Genomic DNA, 25,854 nt, shown 5'->3' on the forward strand with positions numbered 1-25,854 from the left:
TCTTATCCTGCCGCGAAGGCCCGTTGGCGCCGCCTTCCGCAAAAGTTGGCGCTTTCTATCCGCGTTTTTATATCTTTGTGCCCCTGTAATCAATAAAACAACACACAGCTATGGCATCAAAGAAGATCGTGGATCTGTTAGGCGACCAGGCGGAATACCTGCTGAATCACCAATGCAATACCGTAAAATCATCTCAGCTGACCCTTCCGGCGGCCGACCATGTGGACGAGGTATGGGCGCATTCCAACCGGAGCAATCAGGTGCTGCGCAGCATGCAGGCATTGCTTGGCCATGGAAGGCTGTCCGATACCGGCTATATCTCCATTTTCCCGGTGGACCAGGGCATCGAGCACAGCGCCGGCTCCGCTTTCGCCCCCAATCCCATCTACTTTGATCCTGAAAACATCATCCGGCTGGCCATCGAAGGCGGCTGTAATGCCGTAGCGTCTACCTACGGCGTGCTGGGCATCATGGCCCGCAAGTACGCCCATAAAATACCTTTTGTCGTAAAGATCAACCACAACGAATTTCTCAGCTATCCCAACCGGTTCGATCAGCAGATGTTCGGCACCATCCGCAGCGCCTGGAACATGGGGGCTGTGGCAGTGGGCGCCACCATATACTGGGGCTCGGCCGAGAGCAGCCGCCAGCTGCGCGAAGTAGCGGAAGCCTTTGAAATGGCCCATGAGCTGGGCATGGCCACCATCCTCTGGTGCTATACCCGGAACAACGGCTTTAAGGTAGACGGGGTGGATTACCATACCTCCGCCGATCTTACCGGTCAGGCCAATCACCTCGGGGTGACCATCCAGGCCGACATCATCAAGCAGAAGCTGCCGACCAACAACGGGGGCTACCTGGCTACCAAGCACGGAAAAACCCATCCCCTGGTATATGAAAAGCTGACCTCCGACCACCCGATAGACCTCTGCCGCTACCAGGTGCTGAACTGCTACAGCGGCCGCGTGGGACTGATCAATTCTGGCGGAGAATCCAAAGGAGCTTCCGACCTGGCCGATGCCGTAGCTACGGCCGTGATCAACAAACGGGCCGGCGGCATGGGGCTGATTCTGGGTCGTAAGGCCTTCCAGCGACCCTTCGAAGAAGGGGTGGAATTGCTAAAAGCTATCCAGGATGTGTATCTGGATAAGGGAATTACGATTGCATAAAAATTTGTATTTTAGTGTAGCAAAGGGAAAGGGGAATTCCGCTGCCCGGATTTGCTGCACTTTTTTTATCAGGATATCCGGGTTATCGTTAATCAACCAAATGCGATCATGTCTAAATGGTTTGAACGGATAAAGACAGGTATTCTCACCTCTACTGTCGAAAAGAAGGAAGCGCCGGACGGATTATGGCACAAATGCCCGCAGTGTAAGAAGACCGTGACGACCAAAGATCTGAAAGAAAATCTGTACGTCTGCGACCAGTGCAATTATCATAATCGGATCAACTCTGCAGAATATTTTGATATCCTCTTTGACGAGGGGAAATTTACCGAGCTGTTTGAAAAGCTTGCACCCAAGGACGAGCTGGGGTTTAAAGACCTGAAGCCTTACAAACAGAGGTTGAAGGACGCGCAGAAAAAAACCGGCCGCAAAGACGCCATGACGGTGGGGGCAGGAAAAGTCAACGAGGCGCCGCTCGTCATCGCCTGCATGGATTTTGATTTTATCGGCGGCTCGATGGGGTCGGTGGTGGGTGAAAAGATATCCCGCGCCATCGATCACTGCATCAAAAAGAAGACTCCCCTGCTCATTATCTCGAAATCGGGGGGCGCCCGGATGATGGAAAGCGCCTTTTCCCTCATGCAGATGGCCAAAACCTCGGCCAAGCTGACCCAGCTGGCCGACGCAAAGCTGCCCTACATCTCGCTGATGACAGACCCTACCACCGGCGGGGTAACGGCTTCCTTTGCCATGCTGGGAGATATCAATATCGCCGAGCCCGGCGCGCTGATCGGTTTCGCAGGACCGCGGGTGATCCGCGAGACCATAAAAAAAGACCTTCCGGAAGGTTTCCAGAGCGCCGAATTCCTGCTGGAGCACGGCTTTCTTGATTTCATTGTAAACCGGAAGGATTTAAAGAGAAAACTGAGCGATTTTCTGGAGATGATGACCCACTGAGCACAGATATTTTTCCGGCTCGTCTTCCGAACCCTGTTACGTTCAAAAAAACAATTGTCCTTTGGCGGAGATCAAAAACCGGTCGGCCTATTTCGAGTATCATATTGACGAGCAATATACGGCCGGAATTGTGCTCACGGGTACCGAGATCAAATCACTCCGGGAAGGCAAGGCCAGCTTCAACGACGCCTACTGCTACTTTTCCGCCGCCGGGGAGCTGTTTGTAAAGAACTTCCATATCTCCGAATATTCCCACGGCACCTATGCCAATCACGATCCGCTCCGGGAACGGAAGCTGCTGCTGCAAAAACGCGAGCTGCGCAAGCTCCAGGGCAGGATCAAGGAAAGGGGCTATACGCTCGTACCCCTGCGCCTCTTTATCAACGAAAAAGGCCTGGCCAAGGTGGTCATCGGGCTGGCCAAAGGCAAGAAGGTGCACGACAAACGGGAAAGCATCAAGCAGCGTGAAGCCGAGCGTGAGATCCGCCGGCATTATAAATAATCATCCGGCCGCAGCAGCCTGTCCGGATGCGCCGCTTCCCGAGCCCGTACCGCACTAATTCACCCGGCTCCTCTCCTCCTCATTCCCCGTTTTTACCGGGGTCCTTTCACGGGTATTGTTGCCGAAGTTCCAGGTAGCGGTAAATTTTATATTACTGAAAACCTGGAAATTGGTATAGGTTTCATGAATATTGTTCACCGTTGAACGGATCACCGCAGCGCTGGATTGCAATACATCGACAGCATCCAGGGAAAGGCTGAGCTTCTTTTTAAAAACCAGACCCTGTACGCCCACATCAAGCTTATAATAGGTATCGGATCTTCCAAAATGGTCGATCTCGGGAAACTGGCACCAAAAGCCCAGATTTCCCGTAATCGTTTTTTCTTTGTTAAAGAAAAAGGTGTTGTTCGTTGCCATATACACCCCCCATCCATCGATCCCGCTGATATAAGGCAGGCCGGATCGGGCAATCGTATAATAACCATTTACCTGATTATCGCTTTCCATCCACCGGAAAGGACGAAAGGACAAGGATTCAGAAAAGCCGATGCGACGGGTCTTTATAAAATTCAACGGGGTAGTATGAATATAATTACTGTCCACATCCGCGTAGGTGACCTGGGTAAATCCGTTGTTGATGATATTAAAGTAAAAAGAAGTCGTCAGGAGACTTTTATAAGCATGGGTCAGCTCAATATTGCTGATGTACTCGGGCTGCAGATACGGATTCCCTTCCACGTAGGAATAAGCCGTCATTAACGACTTATATGGATTAAGGTCCCAGAACGTAGGGCGGTGTATCCGTTTGTCAAAGGTCAGGGAAAAGCTGTTTTCTTTATCTGCTGTATAAGTCGCCAAAAAAGAAGGGAATAGCTTGAGATAATTATCGGCCGTCTTTTCATTCTTGAAATACGAAGTACCGGTCGTTTGCGTGATCTCAGCACGGATACCTGCGCTCAGCTTCCATTTCCCGGCCGTCTTTGCTCCGCTGGCATAGAGCGCCTGGGTATTTTCGATATACCGGTATTCATTGCTCAGCTCATGATTCAATATCAGCTCGTCATCCACTTTATCATAATAATAAATGTTGCTGTAGTTATCGATAAAGCTGACCTTACCGCCCATCATCAGCTTGGCAAAGGAAACAGGAAGCTCCAGATCAGCTTTAAAGGTATAGACCTTTATATCCTGCACGGTAGTATCATAGTATCGCTTTAAGCCGGAAGGTATCAAAGCACCGGCACCGGTATAGCTGTTGGTTTCAAAATCCGATCTGTCGTGCCGGTAATAGTTAAAATAGTCGGCATTTAAGATCAGTTTCCCTCCGGACGCGCCGATATCCTGCAGGAGATGCATATTAAATGCATTGCTATAGGCGACAGGATAATAAACGGCGTCGGTACGCAGGACAGAATCGACCGTTCCGCTTTTGTTATACACCGGCACATGGATATGATCCGCGCCGTCATACACCCGCTTTCCAAATTGATATTTCACCCCTGACGATGTACGGGACGACAGGGCGTAATCCGCACCCCCTGACAGGTTAAAAGAGGACCCTTTATAATCGCCGGTATCCTTCATGGCCCAATGCTTTCCCGGATAATACACATCGATCCCATATCCTTCCAGCTCACGGCCTTTCAGGTAGCTGATGCCCGCGTAAGCAGATAATCTTCGGTTATTATAGTTCAGATTAGCGCTGCCGTTGGCATAGCCATAGTTCGCCACTCCGTAATCAGGCGGATTGGTAAACATAAAACGGAGCAGGGAGCCTTGTATATTACCGCTGAATCCGGCTTTATCACTGTGCTTCGTTACAATATTGATCAGTCCCGCATTACCTTCCGCTTCATACTGCGCAGACGGATGCGTAATAATTTCAATTTTTGAGATCTGGTCGGCCGACAGGGATTTCAAATAGTTAATCATATCCTCCCCCGATAAAGGTAACAGCCGGTTGTCCTGCATAATGCTTACCGTTCCCTTACCGGCAATGGAAATGCTGTTCCCGGATATCTTTACGCCGGGCGCCTCGCTTAATGCAGCCAATCCATTGCTTCCGGCAGCCGCGATGCTATTGCTCAGATCAAATATGATCCGGTCTGCTTTTCTTTCAATGGCCGGTTTGGTATCTACGACGGTTAATTCGTCCAGCGACCGGCTTAAGGGTTTTAAGACAATATGGATAAGGGTGTCCTTGCTGATATCGACGGGCAATACCTGCTCTGCATAGCCTAAAGCATGCGCCGCCAAATTATAATATCCGGAGCGCAAGGCATTAAACGTAAAATGGCCGGTACTATCTGCCTGCGTGACAGCAGCCACTTTTGTTTGGGTATCGCTTAAGGAAACCGTTGCGTAAGGGACAGGGCCGTCATGTAAACCTGTAACTGATCCGCCCAGTTGCGCCTGGCCATAGCATATATTAACAGATAAAAATACGCAGGGAATTAAAATAAGATAGTTAACAAAACGCATTTCATTCCAAGGGTTGGGGCTTCAAATTTTTAAGCTGTTGTGTCTGAAAATATCTTTTATAGGTCACTCATCGCCGAATACCGCTTTGATGGCTTTTAAATAAGCATCTCCGTATTTCTTTTCCGGCAACAGGAAGCTTCCTTCTGTCCACTCATTCCAGGCATTCAGCACAATAATCTTATGTCTGGGATTATATTCATCTAAAAAACGTTTTGCATCTTCCAGCGCGCCCTGAAAAGCCGCCGGGGTATTACCGGTGAGCACCGGCGTCCACGGATAGGTTTTCAGTTCAAACTTATCGCTCTGCATGCAACGCGGACTGGCATCCCATCCCATCGATACATTGGGTGTATACAGGATATCCGGATAATCGCTGATAAACTGTCTCCAGTATTTTTTATTTGCTTCCAGCGCTTTACTGTAGGGCACCGTGGGGAAACCGGCGCCGCTGATGTCAAAGTGATGCACATAGCAATAACTTGACGCGCTTTCACATCCCAGCGCCTTGACCATCTCTTTCGCATTACGCGGCGCATCAGGCCCTTTTATCTGCCGAGCCGATCCGTCGTTGATCATCCAGGCTTCAATGTTAAGATCTATACCCGGAAAGCCGGCCTTCCGGGCCTTTTCCTCCAGCAGGTCAATGCCCTTTTTGGCCTGCTGCAGGCCGCCCAGCCCGTTTACGAAATTCACGATGTCGTAGATCGAAAAATAAGGCTTGCCGTCTATCTTCCAGTAATTGGGCTGTTTGAAGTATTTTTCAACGATATAAGTAGAGATAGTGTCCCACAATCCCCAGGAGACCTTTCCGTCGGTCAGCTTGATCCGGTTGTTGTCAAACGTAGCCGGCTGTATATTCAGCCAGTCGTGGTTGGCCCACATGAGGGCAAATTTCATCCGGTTACGGTTGGGCGCCTTTAAAAATCCCTGTTCCAGCCCCTGCTGTAAATATTGCCCGGTATTGGCATACCAGTACCAGTCATAAATAAACACATCGATGCCGTTGTCGGCGGCCAGGTCGATCTCCCGGGCCGCCCAGCGGGGATCCGCTTCGTCAAAATATCCCCACGACGGCACTTTGGGTTGCTCATGCCCCGGGAAGCGCGGCTTCGCCGCTTTTAGCACGTCCCATTCCGTCCAGCCTTTCCCGTGCCACTTTTCGTTTATACTGTCCCGGTGATAATTCGGAAAGTAATAAGCCGCCACCTCATAAGTGTTTTTCTTTCCGCCGGGCTGTCCGGTCGGCCTGCTTCCCTGTGCAACAGCAGTCGCGGCATAACAGGAAAACAGCATGAATATCCCTATGACCTTTTTCATCTTTTCGTATTATAATCACACTGCAATATATGGACTTTCAGTTACTTAAACAGGATGCTCCACGTCTTACCGCTTCAGCACCTGCCTGATGGCATCCAGCCGGTGGGTACTATCGCCCAGGGTCGGACATATCCATCCTCCTTCATCAAACTCATTCCAGGCATACATCAGAACGACACCGGCTTTCGCAGCAACCTTGTTGCTACCTACCCAGTCCCTGGCATTTTGAAGGTTCTCTGCAATCCCGGCCGGCGTAGCATCCTGCGCCCAACCATTGGATTTATAGTATGCGCCCCACGAAACGGACCGGTCTATCCTGGGCCGGGGGCTCCACCCTGTGGTGACCCAGGGAACCACCGCTCTGCCCGTGGCCTTGTACTTTTCCCAACCGGCCCGGTCGCTGCCGGCAACCGCATCATAGGCAGCTCCGTCGTACTGGCCCCCGGTTTTGAAATTATAGGAGCTGGCATAGCAGCTTATCGCATCCGCTTTTTCATGTGTAGCGATGGAATCCGCATGCGCTGCCGAAAAGGCCATTACCACAACATAAGGATCCGGCAACCCGGCGTCCGCAGTCAGCCTGCGTAGCCGGGCGATCTCATATCCTTTTGCATCCGGGGAAGTAAACAGGTATACCAGGGGTCTTCCGTCAGCTACTTTCTGATAATTGGATGCTCCGAATCTTTTGACCAGCCATGGACCGTCGGTATCATAATCAAAGGGATTGGTTCCGAGTATAACACACCACTTGACATCACTTTTATGCAAGCTGGCCAAATACAGCTGCCTTGCCGTATCCAGTCCGCTATGGGGAGGATACCAGCAAAAGGCCCAGTAATCCAGTCCTGCATATTTTGCATAGGAAATTTCCTTGTCCATAATTTCCTGCGTAATGCCACGACATTGAATGGAATCAGCAGATATTTTCCGGCTGTAAAACGGCGCCCTGTAATGATACTGGTGCGGGCTCAGCGTATGCTCTACCTCGAGCCCCGCCTTATGTAAGGGCCCCACCCATCCGTCCCAGCGGATCGCGCCCGTAATGACCGGCTGGCCTGTCCCGGGCTGGACAGCAGCATCCTTTTTACCGGTATGGCTTGTACATCCCAGGCACAGGATCGCGACAAGGGCAATTAACAAATGTCCGGCGTATTGTTGTAATATCTTCATTTTGATCCGGAATTTACGGGATTCTCATTTTCGCGTTTGTCGGAAAGCCATTGCCGGTAAGCGGTTTCATAACTGCTTCTGCCCAGGTCTTCCGGGATAAGATCGGTATGTTTGTCCGGCGCATTCAAAAAGACTTTTCGGATAGCGTCAAGATAACCAAAGCCATATTCCGTGCAAGGTTCGATATAATGTCCCTCCCCCCATTCGTTCCAGTTATCCAGCAACAACATTTGTCCGCTCAGCTGGTTCCGGGGCAGGGTTTCAACGAAAGCCTTGGCCCGGCGCAAAAGCGTTTCAAACGCCACCGGGGGGATCGCCCATATGGAACCTTCGTCCCTCCAGCCGCTCCAGGCCTGGGAAACGGTCACCACCTGAGGCAGAATGTTGAGCTCCTGTGTTTTATGAATGCTGACCAGCTGCGAATCGATGGCCTGCTGGGGATCGGGACTGTTGGGTACATACCAGCAGTAGGCAAAGGTATAATCCAAACCCAGGCGTTTCATGAGCTCAAGATGCTTGGCATCCAGTCCCCTGTATTCCCCCAGCAGCCATAAGCCGTCGAAACCGGCCTGCTTACAGGCCTCCCGCATCTTTGCGAATGCCGCACGTACCTGCGCTTCTCCACCGAGGTCGTCCACCAGGAATTCCGGCCGGTAGATAAACAATACCGGCTTGTTGTCTATTTTAAGATAGTTTTCGCCCTTGAAATAGTTATTGATCCAGAAAGGCAGGAGGTTCTTCATGAGATCCGTTTCGTTGGCAACGCCGGCGCGTCCCCGGTTCTGATTCTCCCACATGATGGTATATTTCATCTGGTTCCTGAACCGGGATTTGTTCCGCGCCGCTATAGCGCTGCCCAGCATCTGCTCTACCGGTCCGCCCTGACTGGTCCTGTACCAGCAATAGATGAAAAAGTCCACACCATGATCCACCGCCCATTTTGTTTCCCAATCGGCTACTTCGGGGATACCCTGATCATAGAAGCCGAGGGCGGGGGTGCGTTCGGGATGTTTTATAAGCTGGCTCCACATCTCCGGACGCCCCTTCTCCCAGCCCGGAAAATAATGCGCGCCTACCAGCAGCTTCTCATCCCTTTTCACGGGCGCGGGGATATCATTGCCGGGGGTGCGGCGCATCGCCGGCAGAAACCGCAGGGGTAATGCAGCAGTGGAAAACACGGCATCGTCCTGCACGACCTCAAGCCTCACCTGTCCGTACAGCGCCTTATCTGCCATAAGCTTCCATCTGAACGTCGCTTTCCCTTCCGGCGCAATCACGACCTGCCGGGCGGCCGTATCAAGAACCCTTAGGTGCTCGGGGACCAGCAGCTTGACGGTAAACCGGACGGTGGTTTTGGCCGGGTTGAGGATCGTCGCCGACAGGGCGAACGGACGTTCCGCCCGCGTCATCGGCTGCTCACCGGCAAATGCCAGGATGCGTGGCGGGGTTTGAGCGGGGATAGCCTGCTGGGCTGTCGTTTTCAGCGGAGCCATTCCTGTCCAGAGGCCGGTCAGTACTACCAGGCCATGCAGCATTGTCTTGTACGGGTACTTCATCGTTACATTGTTTAAAAGTTCTTCAGGGATTTCTGATTTGAAGTTTCTGATTTGAGGTTTCTGGTTTGAGGTTTCTGGTTTGAGGTTTACGTCGTTCACAAAGATTTTTTAGCGGTCTCCGTGAACGCTGCGCGTTTCTGGTTCAATAGTCTAAGGTCCAAAGTCTAAAGTTGATTTGCCTGGAATGAAATCTTAGATTTTAGACCTTGAACTGAATGCCCTTCACCTTTCGCCTTTAACCTTTCGCCTTATTCCCCCTTTAGGGGGTTAGGGGGTTAATATCCCGGATTTTCAACCAGATTAGGGTTATTGGCTGTTCTGGCAAGGGTAATGGGTAAGTAATAATTCTGCGGGTAAAAAGCGGGAGGCGTCACCGTTCCGTCGGTTTTCTCAACCACCATTAATTTGTATTTTTTTGTGGCGTAATCCAGAATATAGCGCAGGGCGGAGTTATTCCGGGAAAGGACCTGCACGGCAATTCTCCATCTGCGCAGGTCCCAGTACCGATGTCCTTCAAAGGCAAGCTCAACTTTCCGCTCATGACGTATGTCATCCACGCCAACAGATCCCAGCGCCGCTATACCTGCCCTTTCCCTGATTTGATTAACCGCATCGAGGGCATCCCCGGGCTTTCCCGTATTCAGGGCGGCCTCCGCATAATTAAGCAGCACCTCTCCATAGCGGAACACCATCCAGTTTGTTGAGGAAGTGGCCCAGTCCCCGTTAGAGCCTATCAGGTTACCGTGATTTTCATCCATGTACTTCAATACTCCGAATCCCGTGGCATTTACATTCTGGGTTCCGTTGGCCAGTATGCCATTATAGGATCCGTCTGTTTGTATGGATCCGTCCGGCTTGCGTATCCCCTTGTGATAATCCAGCAAAGCTCCCTGCCATTCGGTATTTTGCGTATAAAGGGTGGCAAAAAAGCGAGGGTCTTTGTCTGCCCATAGCTCGTCCGTTGTCCACAATCCCTGCTGGATAGCGTCTCTGTCCAGCTTACCCGGGCTGCCGTCCGTATGCTCAAACTCCTCGGCCATTTCCAGATAAGGCGCATCCATGTTTCCGGAGCCCCAGCCGTTGGGATACGGACACTGAAAGAAGTCGTAACCCCAGCCGTTCCCGCCGTTTCCCATTCCATTCTGATCATTGTGCGCTTTCACAAAGATCGCTTCGGGGTTGTCCTTATCCAGGAAAAGATTCCTGAAATTTTTCACCTTATCGTCCGGATTTTTGTTGTACAGGGAATATTTTCCGCTGCTGATGATCTGTTTCGCAGCATCATAAGCCTGCTGATAATACCCTCCGGCTTTGGAAGCATCGATGCCCAATAAGCCGTCCAGCTGCACCGTTCCGTATTTTGCGATGCTGCCGGCATATAAAGCCGCCCTGCATTTTAACGCCAGCGCAGCATACCGGGTAGGCCGGGTAACATTACCCGGCTCTGTGGAGAGCCCGTCTGAGATGGCATCGGTCTCCGACAGTACAAAATCATATACTTCCTGCTCTTTAGCGCGTTTGGGATACAAAGAATCCTCCGGGGCATTGGGAGACTGCGCCGTAGTGATAATCGGAACGCCGCCGTACCGTTTTACCATTTCGAAATAGTTATAGGCCCTTAGCCACCTGGCCTCGGCAGTCAGCTTGTTTTTCACATCGTCTTCAAGCGCCGAGGCCGGCACCCGCGCTATGAATTCATTTAACATACGGATCACCTTATAAGCGCCCTCCCACCATTCCAGGAGCCCCCCCTGCACCTTTAACTGACCCAGCTTATAACTATATCCGTCCGCTATATATCCGGCTTTGGATTCATCGCTCACTTCGTTAATATACATCGGCGCATATCCCGCATCGCCCTTCCACAGGTTATCCCAGGAGTTGTCCACGGAAACGTTGCAAAAAACGTAGGTCTCCGCATAGCATTCCGTCAGGTATGCATTCACCAGGGAAGGATCGCTCCAGACGACGTTGTCGGAAATAATATCAAGGGGCGCTTTATCCAATACATCCTTCTGGCAGGAGGCGGCCATACAAAAAACGAGTAAAAATGCGCTAACTTTATATTTCATGGCATGTTGCTTTTATAGGTAAATCCTCAAAATGATATATTGGCGCCAAAGGTCATCGTTTTCTGCTGCGGGTAATAATAAGCGGCATTTCCGGACGGCGCCTCCGGATCAAGATCATATTTCTTCAGTTTGTCGAATGTCAGGATATTGTTTGCGGCAAAATAGAACCTGACCTGGCTTAGCCCGATTTTTTCCAGCCACATCCGGGGCAGGTTGTACCCCACTGACAATGCCTTCAGCCGCATATAGCCGGCTTTCTTATAATAGTAATCCGAGGTCAATCCGTTTGTAGATGCCCCGCCCAGCCGCGGCACCGAAGCATCAGGGTTGTTGTTCTCCTCCGTCCATCTCAGGCTGTACACCAGCTCGGGAGGCAGGTTGCCATGCGTCAGCACGATATAATCATAATAGCCGAAGGCACCCTGGAACAGGGTTGAAAGGTCAAAGTCCTTATACTTTAAATTGATGTTAAAGCCGAACATCCAGTGCGGAACGGTACCCTTGCCGATCTCAACCTGGTCCTTCCAGTCCAGCTTGCCATCGCTGTTTGTATCCTTATACCGGATATCGCCCTCACGAAGCGAGACATTTCCCTGATTATCCTGGTCAAAACCCAGATCGTCGATCTGCTTCTGACTGGTGAACAATCCGTCCGATACATAACCATACTGGCGGTCGGTCCATCTTCCGGATTGACGGTAAATGCGGTTCTGGTCCGGATCATTGTAAACAGGCTCTTCGTAATGATCCCACCTCGCCCTTGACCAGGAGATATTCCCGCTCAGGTCCCACAAAAGGTCATTGCGGCTGCCGGCGGTGCCCAGCTGGAGCTCAAATCCCCGGTCATTCAGGCTATTGATGTTCTCAGGAGGCAGGTTTGATCCGAAGGTGGAGGGCAAAGTCGTGATCCGGGTTGCGGGAATGCCTTTCCGTTCACGGTAGAAAACATCGGCAACGCCGTACAGCTTCCGCTTCCACAGGGAAAAATCCAGACCGGCATTATAAATGCTGATCTTCTCCCAGGTCAGATCGGGGTTGGCCAGGCCGGTGGAAACGATCCCCTGCTGGATGCCGTTATCCAACAGGTAGGTATGACCGTACTGGTACCCGGACAGGTACTGAAAATTGCCTACGCCGTCGTTCCCGGACTCCCCGTAGCTTACCCTCCATTTAAGGTTATCCACAATGGCGGAGTTTTTCATGAAATTTTCCTCAGACATGACCCATCCCAGGGAAAAGCTGGGAAAATACCCCCAGCGCTTATCCGAAGGGAACTTGGCTGAAGCATCAGCCCGCAGTATCGTCTCCACCAGATACCGGCCCTTGAAGTCATAGTTTATTCTTCCTACATAGCTTTTTCTGCCCATCTCGCTGGCGGAGCCGTTATTGGTCATGCCGGCGGTGCTGCCGGCAAACAGCTGATCAATAGCCGGTGTCAGAAAATCTATCCGGCCTGCCGTCAGGTAATGGCTGCTGTAGTCGATCACCTCATAAAGCGCCAGAGCCGTGAGGTGATGGTATTGGGCAAAGATGTGATTGTAATTCAGCTGAAACTGCCCGGTAATCGTCCTGCCCTGGCTCTCGGTCGTCGAAAGGGACGCTTTCGACCCCAAAGCTCCCGCCAGTGTATAGGTGGTGCTGGCAGGATCGTAGGTATAAAACTGAACCGGCCGGGTAAAGTGCTTGTTGGTGGAATAATCCTGTAGAACGTTGACCAGGGCTTTGGCGGACAGGCCCCTCACCGCTTTAAACGAATAATTCAAAGCGAGGGTGCCTTTGAGATTCTGGGATTCGTTATTATCGTATCCCGCAATCTTGCTGTTGGTCACTACATGTGCTCCTCCCGTTCCGCCGCCGTCTGCAAAAGAGATCTTGGTAGGATCGGGCAGCGTAGCGGGATATATCGGCAGGGTGTTCCAGAAATCCTGCCATACGGTATTGGCGCCTGCGCCCTCACCCCGCCACGGGAACCGGCGGTCTTCGAGAATGGAGGAGATGTCCAGCTGCAGGGACAGGTTATCCAGGATGTCGGCATCGATGTTGGATTGGATATTGTATCGCTTATAATTCCCTCCGTTCTTCTTCCATATCGTTCCCTGATCCAGATAGCCCAGAAATCCGTAATACCTGACCCTGTCGCTCCCTCCTCTTACTGAGAGATTATGCTGTTGCTGCGGCGCCCAGTCCCTGATCAGCACATGATACCAGTCTGTATTGGGATACAGCGGGTCCGTGCCGTCATAGTATTTCTGGATCTGTTCTGTCGTGAAAGGCGCCGTGGCTTCAGGCTGTCCCGACTGGAGCCAGGCCTCCCGTTTCATTTCTGCGTACTGGCCCGAGCTGGCGGGTTTCGGCATCGTGGTAATCTGCTGTAAGGTGTAGGATGAATTCAGCGTAATGGTCGGCTTTCCGGTATGACCGCGCTTGGTGGTGACCAGGATAACGCCGTTTCCCGCCCGCGCCCCGTAAATCGAAGCAGCCCCGTCTTTCAATATCGTAACCGACTCGATCTCGTTGGCGTCTATATTATTGAAGCTGGATTCGACCCCATCCACGATGACCAGGGCGCCGCCAAAGCCCCGGATACTGAGGCTGGCTGCATCCGATCCCGGCTGACCGCTTGATTGCAGGGACACCAGGCCCGGCAAACGCCCCGCCAGCGTATTGGCCGTACTGGCCACCGGGGCCACGGACAGCTGGCTGCCTTCAACAGCAGAAATAGAGCCTGTCACTGTTGCTTTTGACTGGGTACCGTATCCGACCACCACCACCTCGTTCAGCTTCGACTGGTTTGCCTGTAATATCACATCTACGATATCTTTATCATTCACCGAAATCTCCCTGGTGATGTAGCCCAAATAAGAAAAGACCAGCGTATCCGCATTTTCCGGAACAGACAATGCATACTTTCCGTTAACATCGGTGATGGTGCCTATGCCCGATGTATTTTTAAGGGTGACGGTCACCCCCGCTACCGGGGCATGCGTTTCGGCATCCGTCACTACTCCCGTGATCTGGCGCTCCGGCACATCATCGCTATATGAGACCGGCTGACGCCGGAGACCCGCGGTTTTCTCCCGGTGTATGATGTATTGCCTGTTGTTTATTTTCTCTGCCGAAAGCCCCAGGGGATGAAGCATCCGGTAAAGGATCCCGGATAGATTTTCCCGGGTGGCGTCATTGAAATCAGCCCGGGTCGTTTTGCCTTTGACCAGATCGCTATTGTAATTAAAGCTCACATTCAGCTGTTGCTGCAGCATGCCCAGCACGCTTTCCAGCGAAGCTTCTTTCGATTCAGCATAATATCCTGTTTCCCTGGGCGCCATGGTAAGGGATATATCCTGGGCGGGAGATGAAAAATAAGCCGAAGCTATTATTGATGCAGAGAGCAGACATGCGGATAAATATTTTTTCATGATGGAGTATTTAATTTGACCTTATTCTTTCTTAATTATAATATGGTTCTCTTTCCGCGTAATCTTAACGTCAAAGGATTTCGATAAGATGATCAGAAAATTATCGATATTGTTTCTCTCGTACCCCCCGGTAAACCGCAGGTTCCCCAATCTGCCGTCGCTGAAAGAAAATTCCCATCCCTCCGTTTCTTTCAGCGTTTGCGCCATCTCATACAATGTGGTGTTCTTAAAGGCCTGAATGCCGTCTTTCCATGAGATAACCTGGTCGGGAGAGACCTCTTTTCGTAGAAATCCGGCTGTCGCCGTGTCATAAACAAGCATATCTCCCGGGTCCATCATCATACTTTTTTCTTTCGCTCCGGCCTTAAAAACCCTCACCTTTCCTTCCTTAAGCACAACCTTCACCGCATCATTCCGGCTGTTTACATCAAACCGGGTAGACAGATCTTCTATCCGTATCTGGCCTGCATGCACGATAAATTTCCCGTCTCCCCTCCCGTACTTTTTGACAACCTCAAAATAGGCTTCCCCTTTCAGGAAAACCTCACGCGGGACATGCTTACGCCATGGTTCGGCAAAGCTCAGTTCCGAATTTGCATTGAGATAGACAACAGAGCTGTCCGGCAGCCATATTTTCTTTACTTCTCCATAGCGTGTGGCATATCGTATCGTCCCGGAATGGCTTAAATGATAACGGAAAATACCTCCCAATGCAATAAACAACATGAGCAATGCAGCGGCCTTCAGAAAATAGAACCTTTTTATCCGGTGCTTTTCCCGGATTTCCTTCCGCTTGTGCTGCAGTGTTTTCTCATATGCTATCCGCCTTTGGGTCAGGCCCTCCCATATCTGTTGCCGGTCATCATCGCTCAGCTGTTTTCCCGGTTCGCTGAACATCAGGACCATCTTCTTTGCCGCTCTGATCAAGTCGGTCTTTCCCGGATGATCCTCTATCCATTGCTTCCAATATGCACTAACCTCGGCATCAGGGTCTTTTACCCATTTATGGAAAAGCTCGTCCATTAACAACTCTTCCAGAGCATAGTCTTCATATTCCATACGGCATTCAATTCGGAGACGTTGTATGATCGCCTCTCCTGTATAAAGGAAGAAAATGATGAAAGTGACCCACGGAAAAAGGGAAATCGGGAAAGAAAAATGCAGGCAGCTATTAATCAGGCGGTTATAGCCAGAATCAACAGCAGGCCCAGCAGCTCAGCACTCATGCCCCGGGCGGGCACATAGGTTTTCTGCAGCGCCTCTATGGCCCTGTAGATGAGCTTATAGGCAGCCCTGGGGGTAATGTTCATAATGGCTGCAATATCCTCGAAGGGGGCATTCTCATAGAAACGGAGATAGATGGCTTCCCGTTGTCGCACCGAAAGACGGGATAATGCCTGCTTTAAGGTCTGATCCCGGATATAAACGTCTTCATTGGCAATCAATATCTCTTCCGCGGAACGCTCTGCCATCTCGAGACCCGCTCCGGCCATCCGATGCGCTATCTCAAGCCTGCGGCTTAATTTCCGTATGATTTCACGGCGCAGGGCGCGGAATAAATAATACTTTATGGAAGTGGTATACGACAGGTTATCCCGGGTACGCCAAACATTGAAGAACAGGTCCTGCAGACAATCTTTTACAAGCGGCTCATCATTGCATACCTTGCACCCGTAGCTGTACAAAACCGGCGCATATTGCTCATATAGACGTCTGTATGCCGCTTCGCTTCCGCTTTTGAAGCTTTTCCATAATTCGATATCCTCAACCTGAGCGATCGGCCTTTCCATTAAATTTATTTTTGGCATTGCCGGTAGACGTCCTGTAAGCACGATGATGCAATACGATTTAATGCAGTAGGCGTTATAAAAAGAGTTCGGATATTCAAAAAGAGTTCACGGCCCTGAGGTCAAAGTGCAATTAAAAATAACCCATATCAGGCTGATAACTGTCCTGCACTGTCCTGCCTTCGCCGCCTGAAACAACAGATGGGTATCCTTATCGCTACTCTTCTTTCGCTTGTTTCAGGAAATCCTTTATGCCGGCCAGGATGGCGCCTGCAATCCGTTTCCGGAACGCGGGGTCCAGCGCCTTCATCTCATCGGCGGGGTTGCTGATGAAGAGGGTTTCCACCAGCGCATTGGGATATTCCGTGGGACCGTTCAGGGAAAAATTAAACCGCCCGATATTGCCGTATTCTTTCAGACCGAGGGACAACATATGTTTTAAAATGGCAGCGCTCAGCGGGCGGAAGGCCACATAGCGGTAGTATGTGCTGACGCCGGCCACGTGTATGGGATCGCCGGCAGAATTGAGGTGGATGCTCACCAGCAGATCGGGCGCCGCCGAGCGCAGCATGAGCGTACGCTGGATCATGTCCAGCGAGGCATCCTTTTCCCGGGTCATGATCACCCGCGCGCCGGCCTGCCGTAACTGCGTCTTCAGCTCTTTTGCGATCAGCAGCGTAAGGTTTTTTTCAAAGACCCCGGTAGGACCCTGTGCGCCGCGGTTGCTTCCCCCGTGCCCGGCATCGACCGCAATAGTAAGCTGCGACAGGGCAAGCGACGACGGCGGTCGCCTGATCTTTATTACCAGATTATTGCCTTCATAATAGGCCAGGTAACCCCAGGACTGGCGGTGACGAAGGGTGATGATGGCGCGAAGGTGGTCGTCCCCCGCCTGTTCATAATCCACATTCTTTATTTCCGTGGCGCTTTGCAGCTGCGTGATCCAGTTCGTGTTGGCTGTAGCCCCGTAGATATCCACGACGATACGGGAGGGATCTGTCTGCTGCCGGGTGGTATAGGGCAGTTTTGCGGAGAGCCCTATGGAGACGTAATCGTATTTCCCCTCGCCCCGGACCCGCCAGGCGCCGGTGAGCGAACGGGGCGTAAAAGCCCCTTTGGGCAGCAACAGCACATTTCCGGCGGGAATATAGGCCGTATGTCCCGGGGCAAGCTGTACGCGGTAATCTCCTCCGAATTTACCGGTAACGGAGAGCAGCACGGCTGTATCCAGATAGCTGATCTTGGCTCCGCCCAACCGGTCGTCGCCCAGGCCGAACTTCAGGTAGGGCAGCGCTCCTGTGGTTTTTCCGACGATAGGTTCGTCCCGGTCAAGTATCCTGTACTGGGGCGACAGGGTATAGGTAAGGGTACGGCCGTCCCGGTTTTTCATGACTACCCTGAGCGTCTTTTTCAGCAGCGGGTCATCCGGCTTGACGGTATAAGACCCCTGGTAGATGCCTGCGATGCCGGCATCTGCGGCCGGCTGCTCGTACAAGGTGATCCGGTCGGCAACGGTCACCTGGTTACCGGGCTGGGCCTTTACCCGGAAACGGATCACATCGCCCGGCATCAGCCAGGAATGCTCAGCGGGAAAGGCCTCTACCGACGCGATCCTGAAATCCCTTACCGCCTGCGACGGTGCAGGCGGAGCATAATGATAAGACAATTTTTGCGTATGTGCAGCTCCGTTAGGAGACACCGCTTTGAAGATCATCAGGGTGTCGCCGGGCTGCAGATCCAGCTGTGCGGCAAAGGCACCCGTAGGGTATACCTTTACCGCCCGCCCGTTGACGCTGAGCCGGCACCCGCTGCAGGTGCTGCCGCTGACGTAGTTGCGCGGGGAAGAGGTCTGTACCACCGGCCGGGAAGGTTGCAGCAGGCGGATGAAGGGGGTCTGGGCCAGGGAGGCGGACCCCAGGAAGATAAAAAGGCTGAAAAAGAGGTTAAAAGGTTGCATCCGGGCAAAGTACAAAAAAGACGGTAACCGGATTAAGGTTTAAAGTCTAAAGTCTGAGGTTAATCTGTCCGGGAAACGAATATTGACCCATGACTATTGGCCATTACCCGACAGACGGCTGTGGCGGATGCTGTAGGTGAAATATACCACCAGCCCTATGACCAGCCAGATCAGGAAACGCAGCCAGTTGGTATATCCCAGCTCCGTCATCAGGTAAAAACAGCTGGCCAGACCCAGCACCGGTATCAGCGACAGCTTTTTCCAGGCGGTAAGCGCCGAAAGCACGAACGCCAGGGCGACAAACAAAAAGAAAGGCAGCTTATCCTTATAAGCATGCCAGTCACCGCCGTAATGAAACAGACTGGTAAAAGGTTCCCAGAAAACGATCATCCCGGCAACGAGCAGTACCGGCACGATATAACGGCCGTTGATATAGGGAATGCGAAACCGCTTTTTTGTGGCCGCTGTTTTTTCTTCCGCCGGCAGCACCAGCACGCCCCCGCAGACGAGCACGAAGGCAAAAAGGGTACCGATGCTGCAAAGGTCTGTGACCTCGGTAAGGTTCATAAACAGTGCCGGCACGGCTACGATGAAACCGGTCACAACAGTGGCAAAGGAGGGTGTCTTAAATTTCGGATGTATCCTGGAAAAGGCCGGCGGCAGCAGCCCGTCGCGGCTCATGCTCATCCATATGCGGGGCTGCCCCATCTGGAACACCAGCAGCACGCTCGCCGTGGCGATCACGGCGCTTACCGAAATAATGTAGCTGATACTGTCCAATCCTCTTTCCTTAAATACAAAAGCCAGGGGATCCTTCACGGCCAGCGCTTTATAGCTTACCATACCCGTGAGCACCAGGGCAATGCAGATATACAGCACGGTACAGATCAGCAGGGAGTAGATCATACCCCGGGGAAGATCGCGCTGGGGATTGCGGCATTCCTCAGCCGTGGTGGAGATGGCGTCGAAGCCGATATAAGCAAAAAAGATGGCGGACACTCCTTTCATCATACCCGAAAAGCCGTTGGGCAGAAAAGGGTGCCAGTTGGCCGGCGTTATATAAAAGGCGCCGCCTGCGATAACGCCGATCACCACCAGCAGCTTCAGGCCCACCATCAGGTTGGTGGCCCGCTTGGTTTCCCGGATGCCGATATAGACCAGGTAGGTGATCAGCACAACGATGGCCAGAGCCGGCAGGTCGGCAATGATCCGCACAGGCCCCAGTGCGGGAGCCAGGTTCCACGCCTCGTAAGCATTTCTCATCGCAGGCTCCAGCGAGGAAAGCGGAACGCCGGAAGCCAGGGCCTGCGTGGCTTCGCCGAATCCGCGGTAAGCAGATACATAATCCGTAGTGAAATAGGGCGGCAGATGCACGCCAAACCCTTCCAGCAGGTTGGCAAAATAACCGCTCCAGGAGATGGCTACGGCAATATTGCCGATGGCATATTCCATCACCAGGTCCCACCCGATGATCCAGGCGATGAGCTCGCCGAAGGAAGCATAAGAATAGGTATAAGCGCTGCCCGACACGGGGATGCGCGAAGCAAATTCGGCATAGCAGAGGGCGGAGAACCCGCAGCATACTGCAGTCATCACAAAGAGCAGGGAGATACCCGGGCCGCCGTTAAAGGCTGCCTCGCCGATCGTGGAAAAGATGCCCGCGCCCACAACGGCCGCAATGCCCATGGCCGTAAGATCCTTTACCCGAAGCTCTTTCCGCAGTCCTTCGTACATGCCTTCCCCCTCGGCGTATCCGGCCTCCATATCGCTCAGGATCTGGTGAAAGGGCTTTTTACGAAACAGGGTGGATCGGTCCATGACGGTCTTCAGCTTTCCCGGTTGAGTAACCGGTCGGTTAACGCTTCCAGCGGTTTTTTGCGGGAAGACAATACGGCAATCTCTTCCAGGTGCCGCCGTGCTTCACAGGCGTATTTCTCCTTCTCCTGCCGCGCCCATTCATCTACACGGCATGCGCTGAAAAGGCGCAGCACTGCAGCCACCTTATCCCCGTCTCTGCGCTGCAGCAGCGCAGAGAGCTGCTCGCGCTGGGCGGCATCTGCCAATGCAAAGGCTTTTACCAGCAGAAAGGTTTTTTTGTTGGCCAGGATATCGCCTCCCGGCTGCTTCCCGAATTTTTCCGGGTCGCCGTAGGCATCCAGCAGATCGTCCTGGATCTGAAAGGCGATACCGAGGTTTTTCCCGAATTCATAAAGATGATGGAGATTGCCTTCGCTGCCGCCGCCGAGGATGCTGCCCATCTGCAGGCTGGCCGCCAGCAGCACGGAAGTCTTCAACCGGATCATGGTAAGGTACTGCTCCATCTCTACCTCCTGCGGATGCAGCTGCTCATAATCCATATCGAGCTGCTGTCCCTCGCAAACCTCAATGGCCGTCTTGTTGAATACGGAAAGGATGCGCTGCAGCTGGGGCGAGCGGATGCTGTTGATATGCTCATACGCATAGATAAGCATGGTATCGCCGGCCAGCAGCGCCGCAGGTTCATTATAGCGGGTATGGACCGTAGGCTTGCCGCGCCGCAGCGGGGCCTTATCCATAATATCGTCATGCAGCAGGGTAAAGTTATGGAAAAGCTCCACCGCCACCGCCACTTCAAAAGCATCTTCATCCAGCTCGCCGAAGAGCTCCATCCCCATCAGGCAAAGCACGGGGCGGATACGTTTTCCTCCCAGATCAAGAATATATTGCGCAGGGCCGTACAGGGTGGCGGGATGGTCCGGAAAGGTGCAGCCCCCGAAATGACGTTCAAACTGTTCAAGCAGTTCCTGGAATGTATGCATAAGCTGATGGGTAATGATAAAACACCTCCGGCCGCAGGTCGTCCGCGTTCAGGATGCTTTCCTGCGTTTGCCTTTCCGGCCTTTTTTCTCTTTATCCGTGCTGGCGTTCCTTATTTCTTTCTTATTCGCTGCCGGCTCCGTTCCCCCGGCCAGCACATAATCCAGCTGCCGCTTTTCGAGGCTGGCGGCAGCCACCTGTATACGAACGGTATCGCCCATACGAAATCGCTTGTGGGTCCGCGAGCCGATCAGGGCATATTCGGTATCCGAATAAACAAAATCATCCAGCTCCTGGAGATCCGCTATGCCCACCATCCCTTCGCACTTGCTGTCCACCGTTTCCACCCAGAAGCCGAAATGCGCCACGCCGCTGATCACCCCGTCAAATTCCTCCCCGATAAACTGCTGCATATATTCCACCTGCTTGTATTTGTTGGCGGCGCGTTCCGCATCCATGGCCTTTCGCTCCCGTTCGGAACAGTGCCGGCATTTCTTCTCCAGCTGCCTGTCGGCCAACTCCTGCTTTTCCAGGTGGGCGGCGATGATACGGTGCACCAGCACATCCGGATAGCGGCGTATGGGAGAGGTAAAATGACAGTAATTGCCGAAGCCAAGCCCGTAGTGACCGATATTCTCGGTGGTATAGACCGCCTTGGACATGGTACGGATACCCAGCTGCTCCAGCACATGCTGCTCGGCCCTGCCCCGGACCTTTTCCAGCATCTCATTGAAAGAGCGGGCGATACTCTGGGGACTGGAGACATCGAACTTGTAACCGAATTTTGCAGCAAAGGCGGTAAACAGCTTCAGCTTTTCCTCATCCGGCACATCGTGCACGCGGTAAGGAAAAGGTATCTCCTGCCCCTGTACCCGGATTTTGGCCGCATATTCCGCCACCGTTTTGTTGGCCAGCAGCATCAGCTCCTCGATGAGCTGGTGCGCCTCCTTGTTTTCTTTGATCACTACCCCTACCGGTACGGCATCCTCATCCAGCTGAAAACGCACTTCCTGCGATGAAAAGTTGATAGCGCCCTGCTCAAAACGGCGGCTGCGCAGCTGCTGGGAGATGTCGTTGAGCAGCAAAAGCTCTTTGCTGTGCAACCCTTTCCCGGTCTCCACAATATCCTGTACCTCCTCGTAGGTAAAGCGATGATTGGAATGGATCACCGTACGGCCGATCCAGCAGTTCCGGACAGCCGCCTTGGCGCCGATCTCGAAAACGGCCGAAAAGGCCAGCTTGTCTTCATGCGGCCGCAGCGAACACAGCTCGTTGGAGATTTTTTCGGGCAGCATAGGCAGCACACGGTCGGCCAGATATACCGAAGTGGCCCGCTTGTAGGCCTCTTCATCGAGCGCCGTGCCGGGCAGCACATAATGGCTCACATCTGCAATATGGATACCGATCTCGTACACCCCCCGCCGGAGACTTCTGATGGAAATGGCGTCGTCAAAGTCTTTGGCGTCCACCGGGTCGATGGTAACGGTAAATACCTCCCGGAAGTCTTTTCTCCGGGCCGTTTCCGCCTTTGAAACCGTTTCCGGCAGCGCCAGCACCTCTTTCATCACCTCGGTAGGAAAAGAAAGGGGGAACCCGTTTTCCACGAGGATACCCTTCATGGCGGTATCGTTCAGGTTGGTCTTGTCCAGCACCGCCGTTACCGTGCCCGAAGGCCGCCTGCCCTGCCCTCCCCAGTGGGTGATATGCACCACGATCTGATCGCCATGCCGCGCCCCGTTGAGACTGTCCAGCGGCAGATAAATATCCGGTATACCTTCTTTATCCGGAAGCAGAAAGGCAAATTCCTTACTGAGCTCCAGCTTGCCGGTAAAATCGGTCTTGCTGCGCCTGAGCACTTCGGTGATCTCTCCTTCCATCCGGCCGCTGCTCTTTCCCCCGCCCTGAATCTTCACCCTTACCTCATCCCCGTCGAGCGCGGAACGAAGACGGCCGGGGTGAACACGGATGTCTTTTTCAAGACCGTCCACCACTACGAATCCCATCCCGGACCGTGCAATGTCAACGATGCCGGTATAGGTTTTCCCACCCGGGGCTTCCCGGCTCTTCTTATCCTTTGCCTTCGGCTTATTTCTGTCTTTTTTTTGCTTACGCATAATTTCTATGGATTTTGCTGCTCCTCCAGGGCCTTTGCTACATAATCAAAAATATGATTATTAAAGGAATCTGCCGAATCGAAGAGGAAGCTGACTTTTGCGGGCAGCACGCAAATGGGAAGCGCCTGGTCGCGGAGTTCGGCCTCGAGCAGCTGTAGTTTTACGGCATCTTTTTCTGTGGTAATGACCATTTTTTGTTCAGCCCCCAACACTTCCCAGGAGCTCCGGATCTCCGCTACGTCTGCCGGCGTAAAATAATGATGATCGGGAAACTGCTGCAGCGTCACGGAAGCAAAGCGTTGCTGCAGCCATTCCTGCAGGGGCGCCGGCCGGGCAATGCCGCAAACCAGCAGCAGCGCGGTGCTTTCCGGGATAGATACTGCCGCCCCGGTAAAGAGATCATAGGGCTCCCCGTATTGCAGCGCGGTAAAATACAGGGGCTGCGCAGGCAGGGGGGCTATCTCCCGGGTAATGCGCAGACGTTCTTCTTCGGAAAGCGCCGGCGGACATTTGGTGACGATGATGCAGTCCGCGCGACGGTATCCCTGCCGGCTTTCACGCAGCCGTCCGAAAGGCACGATATAGTCGCGGGTAAAAAGACGGCTGTGCTCCGTGAGGAGGATGTTGTAGCCCGGCCGTATGGAGCGGTGCTGGAAAGCATCATCCAGCAGCACTACCGCCGTTTCCGGCTTGTCCATCAGGAGCTGCGGCAGCGCCAGCACCCGCTCCTCTCCCACGCATACTGCTATATCGGGAAACTTCCGGTGAAACTGCATCGGCTCGTCGCCGATCTCCAGGGCGTCGCTGTCCGGACCGGCGAGCCGGTACCCGTGGGTACGGCGGTTGTATCCCCGGCTGAGGGTGGCCACGCGGTAATGCGACTTCAGCAACGCGATCAGGTATTCGACATGCGGCGTTTTGCCGGTACCGCCCATCGAAAGATTGCCGACGGCAATCGTAGGCAGGTCAAACGATACCGCAGACAGCGTGCCCCAGTCATACAGCTTGTTGCGCAATGCGGTGATCAATCCGTATAAAAGGGAAAAAGGATACAGGAGCAGGCGCAGTAACCGGATAATAGCTGACTGAATAATAACAGTGGTTTTATGTAATAAAGGAGCCCTCGCCAGGGAAGCCCCCGTTGCGGGTCGCTGCCAAAGATAACGAAACCAACATGATTAAAATAATCATTAAAGGTTCCATCCGACCATTAAAAAACAAATATTAACGGATGAAAGTAGGCTATACATTGAACCGGAAGTGCATGATATCCCCGTCTTTTACCTCATAATCACGGCCTTCTATGTGCAGGCGTCCGGCATCCCGGCAGGCCGCTTCCGACCCGTACCGGATATAATCATCATAGGAAATCACCTCCGCCCGGATAAAGCCTTTTTCAAAGTCAGTATGGATAACGCCGGCAGCCTGAGGGGCCAGCATGCCCCGGGTAATGGTCCAGGCCCGCACTTCCTGCACACCCGCCGTAAGGTAGGTGATGAGGCTGAGCAGCCGATAGGTGGAATGGATCAGCCGGGCTACGCCGCTTTCTTCCAGGCCCAGGTCCCCGAGAAAGGCCTTCCGGTCCTCGAAGCTGTCCAGCGCGGCGATCTCTGATTCAATGGCGGCGCTTATATACAATACTTCCGCCGCCTCGCTGCTCACCGCCGCCTCCAGCGATTTCGTATGGGAGTTTCCCGTTACCACCGATGCCTCATCCACGTTGCACACGTAGATGACCGGTTTGATGGTCAGCAGGAAGAGATCGTCCACAAATTTCTCCCGGTCTTCCGGACTGACCTCGAAGCTGCGGGCGGAAAGACCGCGTTCGAGGTGCCCCTTGAGCTGCTGTAAGATCTCCAGCCCCCGCTGTAGCTCCCGGTCTCCGGTCTTCGCCTGCTTTTCGATGCGCTGTATCTTCCGGTCCACGCTTTCAAGGTCTTTCAGCTGCAGTTCCGTATCGATAATTTCCTTATCGCGCACCGGGTTTACGCTGCCGTCCACATGGATGACATTATCATCTTCAAAGCACCTCAGCACATGTATAATGGCGTCGGTATTACGGATATTGCCCAGGAACTGATTGCCCAGGCCCTCTCCCTTGCTGGCTCCCTTTACCAGCCCCGCAATGTCCACGATCTCCACGGTAGTGGGTACCACGCGCTCCGGGTGCACCAGCTCTTCGAGCCGGATCAGCCGCTCATCCGGCACGGTGATGACACCCACGTTGGGCTCAATGGTACAAAAAGGGAAGTTGGCGGCCTGCGCCTTCGCATTACTCAATGCATTGAACAGGGTAGATTTCCCTACATTGGGCAGTCCCACAATTCCGGCTTGTAATCCCATTTCTTTTAAAAATTTCGGCAAAGATAAGCAACGACACTTAATCTTACCTAAATTGATGATCCGCCGGCAGTAACACAAAGATGTTCTCACACTTCATCCGGTAACGGCAAAAAATGCCGGTAACCGTCATTTGGATTTGTCAAAATAAACTTTACTTTTATGTTGGTACAGTTTTGGCTGCCTTAACCGGCATCTGATTGCTTTAACGGGTACACAA

At 52.8% G+C, this 25,854-nt stretch carries 17 protein-coding genes; 3 read left to right on the forward strand and 14 right to left on the reverse strand.

Annotation, left to right across the window (positions count from 1 at the left end):
• The first annotated feature begins 110 nt into the window (after positions 1 to 110).
• The 3 genes from ABD851_RS07190 (at position 111) to smpB (ending at position 2,628) form a co-directional block, all read left to right on the forward strand.
• Positions 111 to 1,169, forward strand: coding sequence for a class I fructose-bisphosphate aldolase (locus ABD851_RS07190; protein WP_344977689.1), 1,059 nt, complete (start codon positions 111 to 113; stop codon positions 1,167 to 1,169).
• 108 nt (positions 1,170 to 1,277) lie between these two features.
• Positions 1,278 to 2,126 (forward strand): acetyl-CoA carboxylase, carboxyltransferase subunit beta, encoded by an 849-nt coding sequence (gene accD / locus ABD851_RS07195; RefSeq protein ID WP_344977691.1) that lies wholly within the window; start codon positions 1,278 to 1,280, stop codon positions 2,124 to 2,126.
• Positions 2,127 to 2,187: 61 nt separating this feature from the next.
• A complete protein-coding gene (gene smpB, locus ABD851_RS07200; RefSeq protein WP_344977694.1) occupies positions 2,188 to 2,628 on the forward strand; it encodes an SsrA-binding protein SmpB in 441 nt (146 codons plus the stop codon).
• A 54-nt stretch (positions 2,629 to 2,682) separates the two neighbouring features.
• Here the strand turns inward: smpB and ABD851_RS07205 are convergent, their stop codons facing one another.
• From ABD851_RS07205 to ychF, 14 genes are all read right to left on the reverse strand, one after another.
• Positions 2,683 to 5,109, reverse strand: a complete 2,427-nt coding sequence (locus tag ABD851_RS07205) for an outer membrane beta-barrel protein (RefSeq protein ID WP_344977696.1) — start codon at positions 5,107 to 5,109, stop codon at positions 2,683 to 2,685.
• A 63-nt stretch (positions 5,110 to 5,172) separates the two neighbouring features.
• Positions 5,173 to 6,426, reverse strand: coding sequence for a glycosyltransferase WbsX family protein (locus tag ABD851_RS07210; RefSeq protein WP_344977698.1), 1,254 nt, complete (start codon positions 6,424 to 6,426; stop codon positions 5,173 to 5,175).
• A 66-nt stretch (positions 6,427 to 6,492) separates the two neighbouring features.
• Positions 6,493 to 7,596 (reverse strand): glycoside hydrolase family 71/99 protein, encoded by a 1,104-nt coding sequence (locus tag ABD851_RS07215; RefSeq protein WP_344977700.1) that lies wholly within the window; start codon positions 7,594 to 7,596, stop codon positions 6,493 to 6,495.
• Positions 7,593 to 9,152, reverse strand: coding sequence for a glycoside hydrolase family 99-like domain-containing protein (locus ABD851_RS07220; protein WP_344977702.1), 1,560 nt, complete (start codon positions 9,150 to 9,152; stop codon positions 7,593 to 7,595). Before ABD851_RS07220 ends, ABD851_RS07215 begins: the two co-directional genes overlap by 4 nt.
• A 275-nt stretch (positions 9,153 to 9,427) precedes the next feature.
• Entirely contained in the window at positions 9,428 to 11,224 is a 1,797-nt protein-coding gene (locus ABD851_RS07225; protein WP_344977704.1) for a RagB/SusD family nutrient uptake outer membrane protein, read from the reverse strand.
• A gap of 26 nt (positions 11,225 to 11,250) precedes the next feature.
• Positions 11,251 to 14,640, reverse strand: a complete 3,390-nt coding sequence (locus ABD851_RS07230) for a SusC/RagA family TonB-linked outer membrane protein (RefSeq protein ID WP_344977706.1) — start codon at positions 14,638 to 14,640, stop codon at positions 11,251 to 11,253.
• A gap of 21 nt (positions 14,641 to 14,661) precedes the next feature.
• Positions 14,662 to 15,699, reverse strand: coding sequence for a FecR family protein (locus ABD851_RS07235; protein WP_344977708.1), 1,038 nt, complete (start codon positions 15,697 to 15,699; stop codon positions 14,662 to 14,664).
• 116 nt (positions 15,700 to 15,815) lie between these two features.
• Positions 15,816 to 16,430 (reverse strand): RNA polymerase sigma factor, encoded by a 615-nt coding sequence (locus ABD851_RS07240; protein ID WP_344977710.1) that lies wholly within the window; start codon positions 16,428 to 16,430, stop codon positions 15,816 to 15,818.
• A 214-nt stretch (positions 16,431 to 16,644) separates the two neighbouring features.
• Positions 16,645 to 18,384, reverse strand: a complete 1,740-nt coding sequence (locus ABD851_RS07245) for an N-acetylmuramoyl-L-alanine amidase (protein WP_344977712.1) — start codon at positions 18,382 to 18,384, stop codon at positions 16,645 to 16,647.
• Between the two features lie 93 nt (positions 18,385 to 18,477).
• A complete protein-coding gene (locus tag ABD851_RS07250; RefSeq protein ID WP_344977714.1) occupies positions 18,478 to 20,202 on the reverse strand; it encodes an amino acid permease in 1,725 nt (574 codons plus the stop codon).
• A gap of 8 nt (positions 20,203 to 20,210) precedes the next feature.
• The gene (locus tag ABD851_RS07255) at positions 20,211 to 21,182 is read right to left on the reverse strand and encodes a polyprenyl synthetase family protein (protein ID WP_344977716.1); all 972 of its coding nucleotides are present in this window, start codon (positions 21,180 to 21,182) and stop codon (positions 20,211 to 20,213) included.
• 48 nt (positions 21,183 to 21,230) lie between these two features.
• Positions 21,231 to 23,294, reverse strand: a complete 2,064-nt coding sequence (rnr, locus tag ABD851_RS07260) for a ribonuclease R (RefSeq protein ID WP_344977718.1) — start codon at positions 23,292 to 23,294, stop codon at positions 21,231 to 21,233.
• Positions 23,295 to 23,299: 5 nt separating this feature from the next.
• Complete coding sequence (gene lpxK / locus ABD851_RS07265) at positions 23,300 to 24,424, reverse strand: tetraacyldisaccharide 4'-kinase (RefSeq protein WP_344978368.1); 1,125 nt, start codon at positions 24,422 to 24,424, stop codon at positions 23,300 to 23,302.
• Positions 24,425 to 24,536: 112 nt separating this feature from the next.
• Positions 24,537 to 25,637 carry a redox-regulated ATPase YchF gene (gene ychF, locus ABD851_RS07270; protein WP_344977720.1) on the reverse strand — a complete coding sequence of 367 codons (1,101 nt, stop codon included), beginning with the start codon at positions 25,635 to 25,637 and terminating at the stop codon, positions 24,537 to 24,539.
• Positions 25,638 to 25,854 lie beyond the last annotated feature (217 nt).

The organism is Compostibacter hankyongensis, from assembly GCF_039541075.1.
GTDB classification, from domain to species: domain Bacteria; phylum Bacteroidota; class Bacteroidia; order Chitinophagales; family Chitinophagaceae; genus Compostibacter; species Compostibacter hankyongensis.